Origin of the sequence: uncultured Roseibium sp., assembly GCF_947499295.1 — a bacterium.
Classification (GTDB): Bacteria; Pseudomonadota; Alphaproteobacteria; order Rhizobiales; family Stappiaceae; genus Roseibium.
The window spans coordinates 406,526-422,027 of sequence record NZ_CANMNP010000001.1 but is presented as its reverse complement, the minus strand read 5'-3'; the positions used below and the strand labels follow the sequence as shown (position 1 = coordinate 422,027).

Here is a 15,502-nt window from a genome sequence, read left to right as displayed (position 1 = left end):
GACGTCCAACCTCCGGTCGGTAGCAAACACAGACATAATTCGCGGGGACAATGGTGCTTCTGTTTAGTACCGATTGATATGACTGATTGGAGGTCAAAAATGAAACTCTTTAAGGGCATGATGCTCGGCGCTGCTGCAGTTGCAACTGCTGCCACCGCTCAGGCTGCCGATCTTCCGGTTGCTCCGGAGCCGGTCGACTACGTTCGTATCTGTGACGCATACGGCGCACGCTTCTACTACATCCCGGGCACAGAAACCTGCCTGCGTGTTGGTGGCCGTGTTCGTACTCAGTTCATCGTGAACAACGTTCTCGACGATGGTAACTGGGGCACTCGCGACTCTGACGGTTACTCCTGGCGTACACAGGGTTACCTGTACCTCGACGCTCGTACAGCAACCGAGTTCGGTACTCTGCGTGCATATGTTGAGCTGTCTCAGCGTGTAGACAACGACGTCGAAGTATTCGACTTCGGTTCCACTTACATCCAGTGGGGCGGCCTCACAGCTGGTTACCTCGGTTCTAACTTCGACATCTTCACCGGTCAGGCTTTCGTCGGTGTTGTTGGTCGTGACTGGTCCGATGAAACTCTGAACCAGATCGCTTACACAGCAGCTTTCGGCAACGGTTTCTCCGCTACGATCGCTCTTGAAGATCAGGCTGGCCGTCAGGTCGGTTCTTACGGCGGCACCCGCATGCCGGACGTCGTTGCTGCTCTTGGCGTTTCCCAGGGCTGGGGTTCTGCACAGCTGTCCGGTGCTCTGCACCAGGTTTACCCGAGCACAGCTGCTGCTCACCAGACTGGCGCAACCAACAACGGTGCTGACGATCAGCTCGGTTGGGCAATCGGCGCTGGTGTGAAGTTCAACCTGCCGATGATCAACTCCGGTTCGAACATCTACTTCCAGGGCTTCTATGCTGACGGCGCTCTGTCCTACATCGGTGCAGGCAGCACTGAAGGCGGCGTGACTGTTTCTGACTTCGGCGCAACTAGCGGTACTTCCACTGGTTACTCCCTGTCAGCTGGTGCATACGTCCAGGCAACTTCCACTATCGGTCTGGCACTCGACGGTTCTTACATGGACGTCGATCAGGCTAACGGCTTCACCGACTTCTCCCGTTGGGCGATCGATGGTTCCGTACAGTGGGAGCCGGTATCTGGCTTCATCATGGGTGCTGACGTTGGTTACGCCAACACTGACCCGAACACTGGTTCCGATGTTGACGAACTCCTCTTCGGTGTTCGCCTGCAGCGCACCTTCTAATCAACCCTCTCTCGAGGTTTGATGAGAAACCCGGCGGAAACGCCGGGTTTCTTTTTGTTTGAACGTTTGATCAAAACCAGTCTGTGCAGATCTCTTCCAGTCAGATGGCATTGCGTAACAGATCTACGCGAATTTGGTCCTGCCGACCGGAATAGAACTCAGATCGTGCTCAGAAATTCTGCGACGGTCTCGTGAGTGTCCGGTTCCCAGAGAACCGGGGCGTGTCCCTGGCCATTGATCGTTTTGAGCTGAGAGTTGGGGTGCACATCGAGCATGCGTTTGCATGTTTCGGTGCTCAGGAGATCTGAATGCTCACCCCGCAGGATCAAAACTGGTCTGTCTGACAGGTTTTCGTAAAGAGGCCAGAGATCTGGAACCGGAGCGGCATCGTCCAGACTTGCAAACTGGCGTGCGAGTGCCGGATCATAGTCCATAACAAACTCGCCATTGCGTTCGGAGGCCAGTTGCGTCGCCATTTTTAGCCAGTCTTCTTTTCCGAACACCGGAAACTGTGGTCCAAGTGTTCGTGTAAGCACATCTGCGATCCCGTCAAGAGTGGCGCTGGTCATGTTGTGACCAAGTGTTGCTGCAATGCGGTGGATTGCGCGCATTTCGATATGAGGTCCAACATCGTTGAAGATGACCGCTGCCATACGATCTGCCGGGTAGCGAAGGCCCAAAACGAGCGCATGAAGGCCACCACGAGATGTTCCAAACAACGCAAAACGTTTTAACTTGAGGTGGTCAATGGCGGCGTCGATATCCTTTTCCTCGATCGGAAGAGCATAGTTTTGCCAATCCGGATCCCAATCGCTTTGTCCCCGCCCGCGATAGTCGAGCGCGATAACGCGATGTCCCTTTCTTTGAAGGAAATTGGAAATCTCATTGAAATCACGGGTATTTCTGGAAAGGCCAGGCAGGCAGAGAACAGGTATGGGTGCTTTGTGCATTTCATTCGCCTTGGGAGATGGTGGCCATTCTCTGCCAGCGAGCGTCAAACCATCAGGGCTCTTCCAGAAGAATTCGTCGGGCTGAGGCGCATCATCATTATTCTCGCCATTCAGTGCTTCTTGCGGCACGGAAGCCATGAGCGTCTCCTGCTGGGTTTCCAATTCTGTTTGCCGCGAAAGATAATGACCTTTCAATGAAGTTGCCAGCAGACAAACGAAAGACCAACGATGGGACCGCGCTCTTTTCAGGTGAAATTTGGTTGTGATTTGCGCCTTACCGGGCTGGGGTTTCCATTCATTTGGAAATCGTTCGGAATTTTTTGACCGCCTGATGAGTTGGAAGTATCCAATTGCGGCAAGAAAAGTTGTTTTGCAGGCTGGGAATGGTGCGGCAAGCATTGCTCCTTGACGTGCAGATGAGTATGTTGCGCCTCCATTCAAAACAGTAAGTGTACGATCTGGAAAGTCTGACCAGACCGTTCAAGAGGAAACCGAAATGTTCAAAGGCTCCATTCCAGCATTGATTACGCCGTTCAAGGATGGAGCGCTCGACGAGAAACGGTTCCAGGACTTTGTCGACTGGCAAATTTCGGAAGGTTCCTCCGGTCTTGTTCCTGTCGGCACGACAGGTGAAAGCCCAACGCTCACTCATGAAGAGCACAAGCGTGTGATTGAACTCTGTGTCGAAGCAGCGTCCGGCCGCGTTCCTGTGATGGCCGGGGCTGGGTCAAACAACACCACTGAAGCTATTGATTTTGCACAGCATGCCGAAAAGGCGGGCGCCAATGCAATCCTTGTCGTAACGCCTTACTACAACAAGCCAAATCAAGCCGGTTTGAAAGCGCACTTCAAAGCGGTCAATGATGCAGTCGGTATTCCGATCTTCATCTACAACATCCCGGGTCGCTCCATCATCGACATGGCCCCGGAAACAATGGCTGAGCTCTTCGAAACCTGCCAAAACATCAAAGGTGTCAAAGACGCAACTGCGGACATGGCAAAGGCAAGCCGTCAGCGGCATTTGTGCGGCCCGGAATTCGTTCAGCTTTCCGGCGAAGATATTTCTGCTCTTGCATTCAACGCCCACGGAGGCGTCGGCTGCATATCCGTAACCGCCAATGTTGCTCCGCGTATGTGCGCTGAATTCCAGGCAGCTACGCTCGCAGGCGACTACAAGAAAGCCTTGGAGCTACAAGACCGACTGGCTCCTTTGCATCGCGCGTTGTTCCTCGAACCGAGCCCGGGCGGGTCGAAATACGCATTGTCGCTGCTCGGCAAGATCGATGAGGAACTTCGTTTGCCGCTTGTTCCGATATCGGAAGGCGCAAGGACAGAAGTCAGGGATGCAATGGCACATGCGGGCTTGATCAACTGATCGGAAGTAACAGACAAGGTGCCGCGCACCTGGAAAGAACACAATGGCTCCGAAAAAGGGGGACGTACCGGGACGGACGATTATCTCCGACAACCGGAAAGCCCGTTTCAATTTTGAAATTGAGGACACGCTGGAAGCGGGGATTGAGCTGAAGGGCACGGAAGTGAAATCCCTGCGCAACGGCAAGGCGAATATTGCTGAATCCTACGCGGCTGAATATGGCGGAGAGATCTGGATCTACAACGTCTATATTCCGGAATATCTTCAGGCCAACCGTTTCAATCACGAGCCGCGTAGACCGCGTAAGTTATTGTTGCACAAGCGTGAAATTGGAAAACTCGCAGGAGCGGTTCAAAAGGAAGGCAAGACCATTGTCCCGCTCAAGCTGTATTTCAACGCTCAGGGCCGGGCAAAGCTTGAACTGGCCCTTGCGCGCGGGAAAAAGCTTCATGACAAACGCGAGACTGAGAAAAAGCGTGATTGGCAACGGGAAAAGTCCCGTCTTATGAAGAACTTGGGCTAAGCGGTAGTATTTTTCATTTCAATGGACTGGAATGACGCCTGTGCGCAACCTGTTATCAGCTTGAGGATAAGCTGTGAACGGCGTGTGACTTTCCTGTGGTTTGTCCTTTTCTCTTTCAACCGGCAATCCTGTTGAAAGCTTGTGGTCTGTGACAGAATTTCCATAAGTTTTGTGATTGATACCTTTTTAAGCCATCAAACTCGTTAGAATGCCTCGCTTCCGGTGGGAAATTGTCACAGGTCTTCGGCTGTTTCGATCCACCTGAACATGGACGAAACGTCCATGTGCGGCCGTTTCGCTGGCGTCGCCAGAAAACAGACCGACCCTGAAAACCACCGAACTCCCGCCAAGTTTTTCGATTTTGAGACCGGCGGAGACCCCATTGGGGAAGGTGAGCTCGGAAAAATAGTGGCATCCGGTTTCAACGACTAGAAAGATCTCGGAACTGTTTACAGGATCAAGGAGGCCGTTGGCCACGTACCAGCCATTCACAGCTGTGTCGAAGAAGCTCAAATACTGGACATTGTTGACGTGGCCATAGATGTCCACATCCATCCACCTGGTGGGGATTTGTTGAAAAGCTTTGAATTCCGAACGGTTTAATGGGACGGGGCGGGCAGCTTGTGGATGGACACCTGTCATCATAGGGCAGCCATGTAGATCTCAAGAGCGTCTTTTTCAGCAATGTCACGCGGGTTGTTGATCAGAAGCCGAGTCTGTTTCATGGCATCGCGCGCCATTTTGGGAAGATCGTCTTCACCGATGCCGACGTCGCGCAAACTTGTTTGCAGCCCGAGTTTTTCTGAAAGTTTGGCAAGCCTTTCCGCAAATACGTCTGCGCGGTTCACTGGATCTTCGATACATGAAAGATCCGGAAACAAGACGGGCGCTATTTCAGCGTAAAGCTCTGCCGCAACCGGGTTATTGAACTTCAAAACGTGCGGCAGAACCAGTGCGTTCGAAAGGCCGTGAGGGACGTGAAAAGTTCCGCCGATCGGATAGGCGAGGGCGTGCACGGCGGCCACAGGCGCGTTGGCAAATGCCATGCCTGCGAGCATGGAGCCAAGCAGCATTGCACCTCGTGCGCTCTCATCCTGTGGTGAAAAGACCGCTGTTTCGATGTTTGCTCCCAATAGTCGCAATGCTTCAATTGCAAGAGTTTTGGAAACAGGATTGTTGTTGGCAGATTTCGAGGCATAGGCCTCAATGGCATGCACCATGGCGTCTATGCCCGTGGCTGCTGTCACCGGGCCGGGCAGTCCGAGAGTCAGAAGCGGGTCAAGTACGGCAATGTCTGGCAACAGGATCGGCGAGACGACACCGCGCTTTTCCTCATCGCCAACAGTAATGATTGAGATTGGCGTCACCTCGGAACCTGTCCCGGCCGTCGTGGGTATCAGGATGAGCGGTAGACGTGGTCCCTTGGCGTTTCCAATGCCCCAGGCTTCATCCAAGTTCTCATTGCTGCCGGCAAGAAGCGCAACGAGTTTGGCAACGTCAAGAGATGAGCCGCCGCCAAAGCCTATGATGGAGGTCGCGCGATGCTGTTTCGCCGCTTCCACGGCTTCATCGACAAGCGCTCGCGGCGGATCGGCGGCAACTTTCTCAAAACGGCCGAGATTGCGGCCGGTTTCAACAAGGGCGTGCTCACAAGAACTTTGCAAACCAAGCGACAGGATGCCTGGGTCTGTGACAAGAAACGGGCGCTCACCCAGAAAATCAGCAGCGTGATCCGCCAGCTGAGCTGCCGAGCCGCTTTCAAAGACGATGCGTTGGCTGGTGTTGAACGTGAATGCACCGATCATTGCTTTCCCCATTTGACAGTGGCCTGAAGATTGCCCCTCAAAACGCAATCCGTCGAGAGGCCAATGGACCAGACTTTAGATGAAGTCGGTCTGTTCAGGGATGCATGCGAGCTCCTTTTGAGATTTTGTCTGCAATTTTCCTGTCGGTGTGAAAGGCAATGCCGACCACATTGGCGTTGTCTGGAGAAAATTTCGAGAACACTTCCCTGTTGGCGGTATCGTGTCCCGTTGTAAACATCTCTTCGACATAGATACTGGAAGAAACGCCTCGATTGAGCGCTCTCTTCTGTACCTTGGCAAGTGTTTGAGCGTCCGCGCACAGCACAATGATCGGCTGGACGCTCATTGGATAATAGACATTGTCAGCTGCGTCACGATAGGTTTCACCAATGATCTCGGCCTTTGCTGCGGCAATGCCGGTTGCCAGAAAAGCAGTGACATTCAGTTTTTGCCAAGCAGCAAGGTCATCGCGTACGACCACAACAAATTTGGTTTCGAACATGAGCACAAACTCCACGATGGTGGCGCCGGTGATGAGCAGGGTCTGCGCTATCGAATGATATATGTTCCACCCGAAAAGATATCGGACGCACTCACAGCAGACCGGGACAACGGACTTCCTTTCGTATCTTCACCAGTGCTGTCCGACATTGAATTTCGAAAGGAACTTGTTGAGTCCCTGACCGATATCGAGTGTGAAATCGGTGATTTCAAACTGGACTGCCTGATTGCAGATCTTGCTGCCTGTCTGAAACGACATGCAGATACCAGCCAGTCAAAACCGGCGGTGCTTGACCTGAGGGCCTTGAAGGAATGCAGCGATTTGATGAAGGAGTGCTGTGATCAGAACGTGAGGATGGCGGACCTTGAAGCGGTCGCGCAAATCGACCGCTATACTTTGGCCCGTCAGTTCCGCCATGCATTCGGGACCAGTCCACATCGGTATCTGGTCATGCGGCGCCTGGACCGGGTCAAGTCGAAATTGCAGAAGGGTGAGAAGCTTGCCGAAGCTGCCGTTGGCAGCGGTTTTTCCGATCAGAGCCACATGAGCCGACACTTCAAGCGTGCCTTCGGTATGTCTCCGGGGCAATGGCGGCGCCTGCGCGCCGCCGGAGATCAAACGCTATAGTTTGTTTGGACCGAATTTGTTCGACCGTGGGAAGCCGGTCGGCGGCAAGCGGCCAGCGTTTCCGCGTTCTCCGCACCAGTCCGCCAGTTCATCGAGCGACCGTGTGAAGCTCCTTCCGGAACTGTCTGTCCAGGTCAGACCTTCTTCTGCGCTGAAGACCCGCAAGTCAGAGATGTTTCCGTCCCGGTAGCGTTGCAGCCGGACGCCGCGTCCGCGGCCCATCTGCGGTATCTGCGCCAAGGGGAACACCAGAAGTTTGCGGTTCTCGCCTATGACAGCGACCTGATCGCCTGTTGCTTCGACACACAGCGAAGCCTCGGAAGGTGCAGAAAGGTTCAACACCTGCTTGCCCTTACGCGTGTTGGCAATAACGTCGTCTTCACAGACAACAAATCCGCGCGCTTCGTTGTTGGACAACAGCAGGTTTCGCCCCGCCTTGTGAACAAACGCGGTCACCACATCCTGCGCTTCGTCCATCTCAACCATCAGACGGATGGGTTCACCATGGCCACGTCCACCAGGAAGCCGGTCCGCACCAAGTGTAAAGAACTTGCCACCCGTTGAGAAAACCAGGATCTTGTCCGTCGTTTCCGCATGGAAAGATAGCTTCAAACTGTCTCCCTGTTTGAAGGACAGGCTCGACATGTCTGTCTGGTGGCCTTTGAGCGCGCGTATCCAGCCCTTCTCAGAGATAATGACGGTAATCGGTTCCTTCTCGATCATTGCCTGCTGGATATCGACAAGGTCGGCTTCCGGAGCTTCGGACTTGTCCGTACGCCGACGGCCGATTTCGGTCTCCGGGCCATAAACCTTGGAAATTTCGGAGATTTCCTTGGATATCTTGGTCCACTGGCGAGCGTCTGAACCGAGCAATTTGGTCAGCTGATCTTTTTCATCGGTAAGCTTGTCGTGTTCCTTGCGGATTTCCAGTTCTTCCAGCTTGCGCAAGGACCGCAGGCGCATGTTCAGAATGGCTTCGGCCTGGACATCGGTCAGCTCAAACGTCCTGATCAATTCTGCTTTCGCGTCATCCTCTTCGCGGATAATGCGGATCACTTCATCAAGGTTCAAGTAGGCGATCAGATAGCCGGCAAGGACCTCAAGTCGATGATTTTTCTGACCAAGACGGTACTCGGAGCGGCGTATCAGAACGACTTTGCGATGGTCCAGCCATTCGCGAAGGACCTGCTTCAGTCCCATGACCATCGGCACCTTGCCCATGGACAGAACATTCATGTTCAACGAGAAGCGGTTTTCCAGGTCCGTCAGCTTGAACAGGGATTCCATAAGCAGATTGGCATCGACATTACGGGACCGGGGAACCAGCACGACGCGGATGTCTTCCGCTGATTCGTCACGGACATCGTCCAGCAAGGGAAGTTTACGTGCTGTCAGCAGCTCGGCAATCTTCTCTATGAGCCGCGATTTTTGGACCTGATAGGGAATTTCAGATACCACAATGACCCATTGGCCACGTCCCAGATCCTCAACTTCCCAACGCGCCCGGATACGGAAACTTCCTCGGCCGGTTGCATAAGCTTCGCGAATTGAGCCTTGGTCCGACACCAGCAGACCGCCTGTCGGAAAATCCGGTCCCTTGATGTATTCAAGCAGCTCGTCGGCTTCCGCCTTCGGGTTCTTGATCAGGTGTTGGCAGGCCTCGCAAAGCTCAAAGGCATTGTGCGGCGGGATCGATGTGGCCATGCCGACCGCAATGCCGGACGATCCGTTCCCAAGCAGGTTAGGGAACCCGCCGGGCAACACGATCGGCTCCTTGTCTTCGCCATCGTAGGTTTCCCGGAAATCGACAGCGTTTTCGTCCAGGCCATCGAGCAATCTCTTGGCCGTGTCAGTCATTCGGGCTTCGGTGTAACGCATGGCAGCCGCGTTATCGCCGTCGACATTGCCAAAATTGCCCTGACCGTCAATCAGTGGATAGCGCTGCGCAAAATCCTGTGCCAGTCGGACAAGAGCGTCGTAGACAGCCTGGTCACCATGCGGATGGTATTTACCGATAACGTCACCGACGACGCGTGCGCATTTCTTGAAACCGGCGCCCGGGTCGAGCTTCAGAAGCCGCATGGCGTAAAGAAGGCGCCGGTGAACCGGTTTCAAACCGTCGCGCACATCCGGTAATGCCCGGTGCATGATGGTTGAAAGGGCATATGCGAGATAGCGCTCTTCCAGCGCATCTTTCAGATTGATGCCTTCGATTCCGCCGCTTGGTGGAGGTGTCGTCTCTTTTCCCATATTTGCTTGCTAAACCTTTCCACCAATCGGCGCAATTCGATTGCAGTCTTTTGCAGTCACGAACGGCGGATTTTCAACGGAAATCGAACGTGCTGTGAGCAATTCTCTACAATTTCAGTGGGCCATCCGGATTGGCATGAAGCCAATTGGTCGACCTGACTTCTGTCTGTGTGTCGGACCTGCAGGTCAGATAGCCGCTCGGGGCGGAAACTATGCACTCAACCCGGGAAGAAGGGGGGCAATTGATCCTCTATGGTTGAAATTCTGCCGATACTGAATACATCGAAGTGGTCATGTTGCTCTGTACCCTCGTTCAGGATTTTAGCTCTTGAAATCAAGGATCCAAAATTGACCCGAACCGCGAGAACACTCCTGCTGTCAGGGTTGGTCCTGGGAATTTTAGCGGCGATAACCGCGATTTTTTTCTCAGCAAGTTTCTACTATCTGCGTGCCAAACCATTTGAAACGCCTGCCGGCAGCATGCGCCCCACTCTTCAGCAGGGAGACAGTTTTCTTGTCAGTCAGATCTTTCCAATCATTGGTGAGAGATATGCACCCGAACGCGGAGACATTGTCGTTTTCCGCCATCCCCAGAACCAAGGCGTTACATATGTAAAGCGTGTCATTGGCCTGCCGGGTGAGCGCATTCAGATGAAAAATGGGGAAGTTTATCTGAACGGTCAGCCCTTCGATCGGCAGAAAGCGGAAGCGATCGAGGAAAAGTCCAGAGATGGACAGGTTTCGTTGGTTCAGACTTACCGTGAGATCTTGCCAAACGGCAGATCACACGAGGTCATCGACCTCCAGGTTGACAGCAGGTTCGACGAAACACCGGAATTCGAAGTCCCCGAGGGAAATTTGTTTGTGCTGGGTGACAACCGAGACAATTCGATCGACAGCCGTATGCAAGAACATTTTGGATTTGTACCGATCGAAAATGTCACTGGTATCGCCCGTCATATCTATTTCTCAGGCCCTGAAGCCGGATTTGTGTGGCGCTCCCTGGAAGCGAATTAAGACAGTTCAGAGAAATGCCTTATTGAAAATTCCAGGGAAAGTCGGTGCGAAACCGTTTTTCGAGCGCCCCGAGCAGCATGTTCCGCGTGCCGCTGTCTTCACCGTTTCGCTCCGTCAGGTGACGGTTCAGGAAAAAGCCTGTCAGTTCAAATCCCTCGGTCACGTCGTTCCAGGTCAGTTCACTTCCCTTCTGGCGTTGCCCATCCAGCAGGAAGGAGGGCAGGGGCAAGAGCTTGTCATGATAAGGCAGACCGGCCTGACGGCTCACTGCACGAGCTGATTTTGGAGAGACATAGACCAGATCTTCCTGAGACCCGTTTGCAGCGCAGGAGGTCAGATCCAGGCCAATGCCGAGGTCGCGAAGCAACTCGAGCTCGAAACGGATGAGCAGTGCTGCGGCCGCATCGGAACTCTCCAGATGGTCTAGAACAACAGACAACGCTGAGTACAGCTTCGGATAAGGATGGCGTTCAGGCAGAAGCCTGAGCAGAAAAGCAAGGTGTTGAAGAGAAGCGAGGCCGACCGAATTTGTCATCAGGTCTCCAGCACGCAAGGCGTGCGGCTCAATCTGGAATTGACCTAAATGGTCTGACAGACGCGCTTTCCAGGTCAAATCCAACTCGTTACCTGGTTGCAGCATGGGGCGATGGCGTCTGGACCGGCCGCCGCGCACCAGACCGAGATGCCGTCCTTGGTCCAGCGTCATGACTTCCAGAATGACATCGTTTTCGCCATGTTTGCGGGTGGTCAGAACCACGCCGCGTCCGCTCCACTCCACGTCTCAGGTCCTGTGTTTGGATGACAATTAGGTCTGGAACTGTTTCGCCGATTTTGGCGGATTCTGGTCTAAGTGCCAGTTATTTCGGAAACTCGAGTCCCATTTCGCGGTAGCGTTCAGGGTCGTCGGCCCAGTTCTCGCGGACTTTTACAAAAAGGAACAGGTGCACGGGCGCATCAATGATCTCAGAGAGTTCTTCTCGTGCGGCTTGGGAAATTGCCTTGATCGTCTGGCCCCGTTTGCCGAGCACAATGCTTTTCTGGCTGTCACGCTCCACGTAGATCGTTTGTTCGATACGGGCGGAACCGTCCTTTCGAGCTTGCCATTGCTCGGTTTCCACTGTGGAAATATAGGGCAGCTCCTGATGTAGGCGTTCAAACAGCTTTTCGCGCGTGATTTCGGCCGCAAGGATACGCAGCGGCAGATCAGACGGTTGGTCTTCAGGATAGAGCCAGGGTCCTTCAGGGACTTTGGATGCAAAATAGTCCAGTATCGCGTCGGTTCCGTCGCCCGTCAGTGCGGAAACCATGAAGGTTTCTTCAAACTGAATGTATTCGTTGGCCTTCTGTGCAAGGTCGAGCAGTTTTTCCCGCTTGGCAATGTCGGTTTTGTTCAGAATGAGAACCTTCGGAGCCGGCTGGTTCCTCAGTCGTTTTAATATGTTTTCCACTTCTTCATCGATGCCTTTACGTGCATCGATCAGAAGCGCAATGACGTCTGCGTCCCTCGCACCGCCCCAGGCGGTGTCGACCATTGCGCGGTCAAGCCGCCGCTTGGGTTTGAAAATGCCGGGCGTATCAATGAATACCAGCTGGGCGGACCCATGCATTGCGACACCGCGCACAATGGTACGCGTTGTCTGAACCTTGTGGGTAACGATGGACACCTTGGTGCCGACGAGCTGATTGATCAGGGTTGATTTGCCCGCATTCGGAGCTCCGATCAGTGCAACAAAGCCGGCTTTCGTATCGGCCGGCATATCTGCCAGAGGTTCTGGAAGCGGCATGTCAAAACGACCGCTCGGGGCAACGAACCCGTTGTCGTCATCGTCCGGTTCGCCGTTGGTGTTCTCATCGCTCACGGTGTCATCATTCCTTCCAGACGCCTTCACGGCGCAGAACGGCTTCGGCCGCATTCTGTTCGGCAAGCCTCTTTGAGCCACCTTTGCCTTCCCCCGGTGCCAGGCCCTGAACGGTTACGGCAACCGTGAAACTGGGAGCATGGTCTGGGCCATCACGGCCTATCACGTCATACCGAGGGGTGGGCAGGCTTTTGGATTGTGCCCATTCCTGCAATGTCGTCTTGGCATCTCTTAACGGACCGGACCAAGATAGCATGCGCGGTTCCCAAAGGCGTCTCACGAATTCCTGGGCCGCCTCAAATCCACCGTCCAGATAAATGGCTGCAATCACCGCTTCGCAAATGTCAGCAAGCAAGGCGGTTTTCTTGCGCCCACCAGTCTGTGCCTCTGCAAGTCCGATGCGCATTGCGTCACCGATGCCGAGCTCCTGCGCGATTTCGGCACAGGTCTCGCGCTTGACCATATGATTGAAACGCCGTGCAAGTTCGCCTTCGTCTGCCTTCGGAAAGTGCTGGTGCAGCATGGAGGCAATGGCGAGGCCAAGAACCCGGTCGCCCAAAAACTCCAGTCGCTGATAGCTGCCCGCAACGGTGTCCGAAGGGTTCAGCGCACTTGCGTGCGTCAACGCCACTCTCAGAAGTTCCAGGTCCTTGAAGTCATAAGCAAGAGCCGACTTCAGTGCTGAGATTGGGTTCTTTGGTTTTAGGGTCATGCGTTTGGCCTGATATCCGGACTTAAAGGGTCCGGCCAAGCCGCTCCCAGCGTACACTCCAGGGCCAGGTCCAGATCTGCCAGGCCGGGGTCTTGTCCTTGATGGAGAAGAATAGGATCTCCGCGCGACCCATGAAGTTTTCGATTGGCACGTAGCCGACCTTGCTCAAAACGCGGCTGTCGACAGAATTGTCCCGGTTGTCGCCCATCATGAAGTAATGGCCTTCCGGAACCTTGTATTCGCGCGTGTTGTCCAGCTGACCGTTGGTGGTCAAGTCCAACGTGTCGTAGGAAACGCCATTTGGCAGCGTTTCTCGGAAACGAGGCACCCGGCGTACAGCACCCGATTCAGACTGCTCTATATAGTCGTCGATGCGCTCGCGTTTAACCGGTTCGCCATTGATGTGAACGACACCCTCCAGCACCTGGATCGTGTCGCCAGGTAAGCCGATAACCCGTTTTATGTAATCGATGGACGTGTCGGTCGGCAGTTTGAAAACAGCGACATCGCCACGTTCAGGATCGGCCGACCAAACGCGGCCAGGGATCGGCACCAATCCGAAAGGGAACGAATACCGGGAGTAGCCGTAGCTGTATTTGGACACAAACAGGTAGTCGCCAATCAGCAAGGTGTCCTTCATCGATCCGGATGGAATGTTGAACGGCTGAAACAAAAATGTGCGCACGACAAGGGCAAGCAGAAGCGCCTGGACGATCACCTTTATGGTTTCGCCAACGCCGCTTTCCTTCTCTTTTTTGTTTTCGGTCACGCTCATAATTTCCCTTAAAAAACTTTCCGTTGATCCGGAGGGCGACGCTGCAATCCTGCGCGACTTTTAGCTGTTCACGTCTGCGGAAGCAATGCAGGCGAGGGCGCAATGCCCAATGCCTTTCAGTTTGATCCTGGTTGGGGTGGTTCCGGCCAGTCCTGGGGCCATGCGGAAATGACGACGAAGGCCTGCGCCAGCGGAAAATCATCCGTGATCGTGAGATCGATGGTCGTTTTGAAGCCCTCAGGTGTCATCGCCGCAAGCCGTTCGGCAGCCCCTCCTGCCAATGCAATTGTCGGCTTTCCCGATGGCAGATTGACCACACCCATTTCCCGCCACGCGACACCCATGCGGATGCCACTTCCCAACGCCTTGGAGCAAGCCTCCTTGGCCGCAAAACGCTTGGCGTAGGAAGCGGCTCTCTCGGCGCGCTTGTCGGATTTGGCTCGTTCAATGTCGGTGAAGACCCGATTGGTGAAGCGTTCGCCAAAACGGTCCAGTGTTTTTTCGATCCGACGAATGTCGATCAGATCGCTACCAATACCCAAAATCATGTTTCTTGAATTCCGTCCCTGAGGGGTATCGGCAAAAGGTGGTGCATGCCGGACCTGGAATCAAGCGCCGCCGTCTTCTTCCAGCGTGCGCCCTGGTGCTGGGAAGAGCTGCTCGCCCCGTTCGGCGAGAATGCGTTTGCGCCGCCGCTGATAGACTTCGACACTCTTATAGACAATCACATAGGACACCGAGCCGATGACCAATCCGAGAGGAAGGCCACCTATGAACATCGGCTTGAGCATTGGCCAGAGAGAATCCATCGATTTTTCCAGAAGTCCGTGCTGAAACTGCTGATGGACATGCGCAGGATCTGCTTTAGGCGCGCGTCCATGCAGGATCCATTGACCGATTTTGAACGTGAATGCCCAGATAAACGGGAAGGTGATCGGGTTCCCGATCGAAGTGCCGAGCGCGGCTGCAATCAAATTGCCGCGAAGCAACCAGGCCAGGCCGAATGCTGTCAGGAAGTGGAACCCGACCAACGGTGTGCATGAAGCAAAGGCACCAGCTGCAAACCCTATGGCAATTGCGTGTGGTGTTGCAGTCAGCCGCAAAACCCGTTTGCCGAAATACTTGGTGGATCGTGACCAGCTGTTCCGTGGCCAGACGGCAACGCGCAATCGCTCAATGCGTGTTGGTATTTGTCTTCGGCGGAACAGCATCGTGTGGGCTTCGTCTCCGTTACTTCTATTTAGCTCAGTCCGCGGCTGCCTGGCTTGACCGCGGGCAGGGCCGCCAGTTCCGGAGGCAGATTGTCCGGTTCGTAAACAGGCACCTTGTATTCCGTCAAGGCAATCAATGGCACGGATGTGTCCGCCTCTCCCGCAGACCGGTCGATCAGGCAAGCCACTGCAACCACTTCAGCACCAAGAGCTTTCAGCGAGGTTACCGTCTCGCGCACTGAAAGGCCTGTTGTGACGATATCTTCGACAATAACCACTTTTGCCCCCTTCGGAAGGTCGAAACGGCGCAGGCGAAACTCGCCATCCTCGCGTTCCACCCACATTGCGGGGACGCCCAGATGGCGTGCGGTCTCATAACCGGGGATAAGGCCGCCAAGCGCAGGGGAAATGATGTAATCGACCTGTCCATGTCCGGAAGACCTGATCTTGTCCGCCAGCGCCTTGCACAGCGTCGCGGTCTTGTCGGGATACATGAATACCCGCGCCTTTTGCAGGTAGACCGGGCTGCGAAGCCCGGAGGTCAGAATGAAATGCCCTTCCATGTAGGCACCGGCTTCGCGAAACAAGGACAAGACTTCGTCGCGTGTCATTTAGCTGGATCCTCGGGTGTGT

17 protein-coding genes are annotated in these 15,502 nt (G+C 54.4%); 5 read left to right on the top strand and 12 right to left on the bottom strand.

Annotated features, from left to right (window positions below):
• Positions 1–99: 99 nt before the first annotated feature.
• Complete coding sequence (locus Q0835_RS01980) at positions 100–1,263, top strand: porin (protein WP_298958088.1); 1,164 nt, start codon at positions 100–102, stop codon at positions 1,261–1,263.
• Positions 1,264–1,421: 158 nt separating this feature from the next.
• Here the strand turns inward: Q0835_RS01980 and Q0835_RS01975 are convergent, their stop codons facing one another.
• On the bottom strand, positions 1,422–2,351 hold the full coding sequence (locus Q0835_RS01975) for an alpha/beta hydrolase (RefSeq protein WP_298958086.1): 930 nt from the start codon (positions 2,349–2,351) through the stop codon (positions 1,422–1,424).
• A gap of 358 nt (positions 2,352–2,709) precedes the next feature.
• Between Q0835_RS01975 and dapA the strand changes: the two genes are divergently transcribed.
• Both dapA and smpB read left to right on the top strand, forming a co-directional pair.
• Positions 2,710–3,588 (top strand): 4-hydroxy-tetrahydrodipicolinate synthase, encoded by an 879-nt coding sequence (gene dapA, locus Q0835_RS01970; RefSeq protein WP_298958084.1) that lies wholly within the window; start codon positions 2,710–2,712, stop codon positions 3,586–3,588.
• A 43-nt stretch (positions 3,589–3,631) separates the two neighbouring features.
• Complete coding sequence (gene smpB / locus Q0835_RS01965; protein WP_298820183.1) at positions 3,632–4,111, top strand: SsrA-binding protein SmpB; 480 nt, start codon at positions 3,632–3,634, stop codon at positions 4,109–4,111.
• Positions 4,112–4,297: 186 nt separating this feature from the next.
• On the opposite strand, the gene Q0835_RS01960 is transcribed toward smpB, so the two are convergent.
• From Q0835_RS01960 to Q0835_RS01950, 3 genes are all read right to left on the bottom strand, one after another.
• Positions 4,298–4,753 carry a thioesterase family protein gene (locus Q0835_RS01960; RefSeq protein WP_298958599.1) on the bottom strand — a complete coding sequence of 152 codons (456 nt, stop codon included), beginning with the start codon at positions 4,751–4,753 and terminating at the stop codon, positions 4,298–4,300.
• On the bottom strand, positions 4,753–5,916 hold the full coding sequence (locus tag Q0835_RS01955) for an iron-containing alcohol dehydrogenase (protein WP_298958081.1): 1,164 nt from the start codon (positions 5,914–5,916) through the stop codon (positions 4,753–4,755). Before Q0835_RS01955 ends, Q0835_RS01960 begins: the two co-directional genes overlap by 1 nt.
• Before the next feature lie 94 nt (positions 5,917–6,010).
• The gene (locus Q0835_RS01950) at positions 6,011–6,418 is read right to left on the bottom strand and encodes a DUF2000 family protein (protein ID WP_298815043.1); all 408 of its coding nucleotides are present in this window, start codon (positions 6,416–6,418) and stop codon (positions 6,011–6,013) included.
• A 54-nt stretch (positions 6,419–6,472) separates the two neighbouring features.
• Between Q0835_RS01950 and Q0835_RS01945 the strand changes: the two genes are divergently transcribed.
• A complete protein-coding gene (locus Q0835_RS01945) occupies positions 6,473–7,045 on the top strand; it encodes an AraC family transcriptional regulator (RefSeq protein ID WP_298958079.1) in 573 nt (190 codons plus the stop codon).
• On the opposite strand, the gene parC is transcribed toward Q0835_RS01945, so the two are convergent.
• Positions 7,040–9,295, bottom strand: coding sequence for a DNA topoisomerase IV subunit A (parC, locus tag Q0835_RS01940; RefSeq protein WP_298958077.1), 2,256 nt, complete (start codon positions 9,293–9,295; stop codon positions 7,040–7,042). The genes Q0835_RS01945 and parC overlap by 6 nt on opposite strands.
• A 348-nt stretch (positions 9,296–9,643) precedes the next feature.
• Here parC and lepB (Q0835_RS01935) point away from each other — a divergent pair, with 348 nt between their 5' ends.
• Positions 9,644–10,312, top strand: a complete 669-nt coding sequence (lepB, locus tag Q0835_RS01935; protein ID WP_298958075.1) for a signal peptidase I — start codon at positions 9,644–9,646, stop codon at positions 10,310–10,312.
• Between the two features lie 19 nt (positions 10,313–10,331).
• Here the strand turns inward: lepB (Q0835_RS01935) and recO are convergent, their stop codons facing one another.
• The 7 genes from recO to pyrE form a co-directional block, all read right to left on the bottom strand.
• Positions 10,332–11,090 (bottom strand): DNA repair protein RecO, encoded by a 759-nt coding sequence (gene recO / locus Q0835_RS01930; RefSeq protein WP_298815030.1) that lies wholly within the window; start codon positions 11,088–11,090, stop codon positions 10,332–10,334.
• A gap of 79 nt (positions 11,091–11,169) precedes the next feature.
• Positions 11,170–12,096, bottom strand: coding sequence for a GTPase Era (gene era, locus Q0835_RS01925; RefSeq protein WP_298958597.1), 927 nt, complete (start codon positions 12,094–12,096; stop codon positions 11,170–11,172).
• 82 nt (positions 12,097–12,178) lie between these two features.
• On the bottom strand, positions 12,179–12,883 hold the full coding sequence (rnc, locus tag Q0835_RS01920) for a ribonuclease III (RefSeq protein ID WP_298815025.1): 705 nt from the start codon (positions 12,881–12,883) through the stop codon (positions 12,179–12,181).
• 22 nt (positions 12,884–12,905) lie between these two features.
• Positions 12,906–13,658 carry a signal peptidase I gene (gene lepB / locus Q0835_RS01915; RefSeq protein WP_298815022.1) on the bottom strand — a complete coding sequence of 251 codons (753 nt, stop codon included), beginning with the start codon at positions 13,656–13,658 and terminating at the stop codon, positions 12,906–12,908.
• A gap of 116 nt (positions 13,659–13,774) precedes the next feature.
• Positions 13,775–14,206: a holo-ACP synthase gene (gene acpS, locus Q0835_RS01910; RefSeq protein WP_298815019.1), complete on the bottom strand. Its 432-nt coding sequence runs from the start codon at positions 14,204–14,206 to the stop codon at positions 13,775–13,777.
• A 60-nt stretch (positions 14,207–14,266) separates the two neighbouring features.
• A complete protein-coding gene (locus Q0835_RS01905; protein ID WP_298815016.1) occupies positions 14,267–14,869 on the bottom strand; it encodes a DUF2062 domain-containing protein in 603 nt (200 codons plus the stop codon).
• A gap of 29 nt (positions 14,870–14,898) precedes the next feature.
• The gene (gene pyrE / locus Q0835_RS01900) at positions 14,899–15,480 is read right to left on the bottom strand and encodes an orotate phosphoribosyltransferase (RefSeq protein ID WP_298815013.1); all 582 of its coding nucleotides are present in this window, start codon (positions 15,478–15,480) and stop codon (positions 14,899–14,901) included.
• Between the last annotated feature and the right edge of the window lie 22 nt (positions 15,481–15,502).